Genomic DNA, 2,352 nt, shown 5'->3' with positions numbered 1-2,352 from the left:
TGAGACGCAGCAACTGATGAATACGACCACCAAATCGCAGCAAGAGGTAGACACGCTGAGCCGAGCCAACAGCCTAGAGCAGCGCGAAATGGCCAGCCTGACTGAGAAACTGGAAGTGCCGTTTCAGGAGTATGTTGAAGGTCAATACGAGAACCAAAAAGGAAAAGCGCAACAAATTCTTACCGGCAATAACAGCGAAGCTAGAAAAAATCGGGCTGATGAGTGGGAAGAATTTAAACAAACCGACGCTTTCAAAGACTTCGTGTTGGCCAGCGTGCCGTCAAAAGAGGCGCACGACAATCACTTTAATGCTGAGCCAACTCAAGCCGAGTGGCAGGAGATGGTCGGCGAGCAATACAAGGGGAAAGCACTTGGTCAGACTAGTGAGGTCATTTTAAACCAACATGAGAAACGGGGCGGCACGGAGACATACTACACCCCTGAAGCGCACACACAAATTGTCGATGATACGCGCGATCAATTTGAGCGTACCAGCGCTCATGTGGACGCGCCCGCTTCACTGCAAGAGACCGACAAACAAACGCGAACTTAACTAGGCAAAAATGCGGTAAATCCTACACCAAAAGCGATGATTTTTCGCACGATTACTGGTAATATATACAGGTCAATAATGGAGGGTAAATGATGAAAAAATGGATCGTATTAGGGTTGGCCACGTTGTGTTCATATTCTGCCTTAGCAAGCAATCAAACCACCGGAGGTCAATTAGCAATATGGTGTCAAGCCGGCCCCCTTTCTAAACCACATAACGCACGACTAGAGGGCGGATGTAATGGGTATTTAATGGGGTTTATTGAAAGCCATGGATTTTCTCAAGCCCAAGGAAACGCAGCTTTATTTTGTATTCCTGACAGTGTAAGCCAAACTGAAAGAGTACAAACTTATATTGATTTTATTAAAAAAAATCCAGAGTTCAAAGAGACAAGTAGGATACATGCTGTTACTACTGCGCTCATGAGAGCATACCCATGCCCGGTGCAAAAACAGATGCGATAAGCAAACGCTTTTCATTAGGCCAAACAAGGACACGGACACAAGAGGTTCAACCAGATGAGAATTCCCCTCTTAAAAGTAGCATTGAGTATAATTTTATTTTGGTGGTGGTGCCTTTCATTTAAAGCTCTATCTATAAGCGGCAACATGAAAGTTTTCACTTACAAAGCAGACCCTTTAGCTATCGTCTTTATCCTATTATTTCTTATCGTAAGCTTTGCAATTTTAAGTGCTCACAAACTCAAAGCAACAAGCACTATGACTGCTTTTATATTATCTTTTATTTCTACTTATTTACTGTTGTCATCCGAACAACCTCTTACTCAATCAATTGAACAAGTTGGATTCTTATTTATGAGTTATCTTTGCCTTTTCTTTTCTGTCGTAGATTGTAAAGGCAAATATATTGACAAATCCATCCATAGATTAACCTATCTCGATGAGGTCGAAGAATATAAACATAGATCAAGCTGTGTTTTAAGTCATCATTATTTTAACCCGTCCATTAATAGCTATCACTCTTCCTCTCAAAGCCTTTTTAACGAGCAAGGCACCAATATAGCAACATTTGACGATACATCTTACACTGACGACACAACTCACTCTAATATTCATTCACATGATTACTTTGATTCGCTAAATACCCAAGAAGTAAATCCTGCCACTGGTTTATTGTCTTTTGGTGGTATTGATACTAATGGCAATCCGAACGGCTGTAACCTAAATACCCACTCATTCGATAGTGGCTCTTTCAGTGTATACAGTTAGGCAAATTAATTGCCATTACTCAGCTTGCGCAACTGATTCCATTAAGCGACGAGCATTAACCAGATTCGACAAAAGATAAATAGTATCTTTCCAGCGATTAAATTCCGATTCGCTCTTATCTTTTTCATCATTTTAAACAAAAGCGCCCACTCTTTCAGTGGGCGCTTTTTCTATGCCTATCCATAAGGAATATCTCTATGTCTACCACTCGTGGCGGTCAAATCACTTTCCATAACATTCGTATGTGGTGGCAAGTGAACGTGACCACAATCAAGTACGTCAATGTTGTTGCGGGCTTACTCGGACTTGTCACTACCTACATCATTACCTCAGCCAACACATTAACCGGTACGTACTACTACACGCTTTTTTGGCTGTTTAACAAACTCGGCTTTAGCGAAAACCGTAACGTCGTGGTCGAGTGGGAGGGACAGCGTTACAGCAGTACCCTTGGACAGCAAATCCATAACCCAACACTTGCACAGAGTCACCAAGAGTTTTTGCAAGCGTTATTTATTGGAATGCTGGTTTATCTCATTACATCAACCCTGTTTTTCGTCCTGATTAACA

General features: G+C 41.9%; 2 protein-coding genes and 2 pseudogenes. All 4 read left to right on the top strand.

The features are described 5' to 3' along the window. A pseudogene (locus AB6D93_RS23830) lies at positions 1–553 on the top strand (conjugal transfer protein TraG); the annotation flags it as partial. Positions 554–642: 89 nt separating this feature from the next. Then, the gene (locus AB6D93_RS23825) at positions 643–1,017 is read left to right on the top strand and encodes a Rap1a/Tai family immunity protein (protein ID WP_102332419.1); all 375 of its coding nucleotides are present in this window, start codon (positions 643–645) and stop codon (positions 1,015–1,017) included. 54 nt (positions 1,018–1,071) lie between these two features. Continuing rightward, positions 1,072–1,782, top strand: a complete 711-nt coding sequence (locus tag AB6D93_RS23820; RefSeq protein WP_133154279.1) for a hypothetical protein — start codon at positions 1,072–1,074, stop codon at positions 1,780–1,782. Positions 1,783–1,979: 197 nt separating this feature from the next. Further along, positions 1,980–2,352 (top strand): annotated as a pseudogene (locus tag AB6D93_RS23815) (type IV conjugative transfer system coupling protein TraD); the annotation flags it as partial.

Origin of the sequence: Vibrio sp. 10N.247.310.23 (genome assembly GCF_041467155.1) — a bacterium.
In the GTDB taxonomy this organism is placed as follows: Bacteria; Pseudomonadota; Gammaproteobacteria; order Enterobacterales; family Vibrionaceae; genus Vibrio; species Vibrio crassostreae_C.
Note: the sequence above shows the minus strand (reverse complement) of the source record. Positions and strands in the feature narration are given on the sequence as shown.

What these genes read in the sequence shown, in the direction of transcription:
- AB6D93_RS23820 (WP_133154279.1), top strand. Translation starts at nt 1,072, where the DNA reads ATGAGAATTCCCCTCTTAAAAGTAGCATTGAGTATAATTTTATTTTGG.
- AB6D93_RS23825 (WP_102332419.1), top strand. Translation starts at nt 643, where the DNA reads ATGATGAAAAAATGGATCGTATTAGGGTTGGCCACGTTGTGTTCATAT.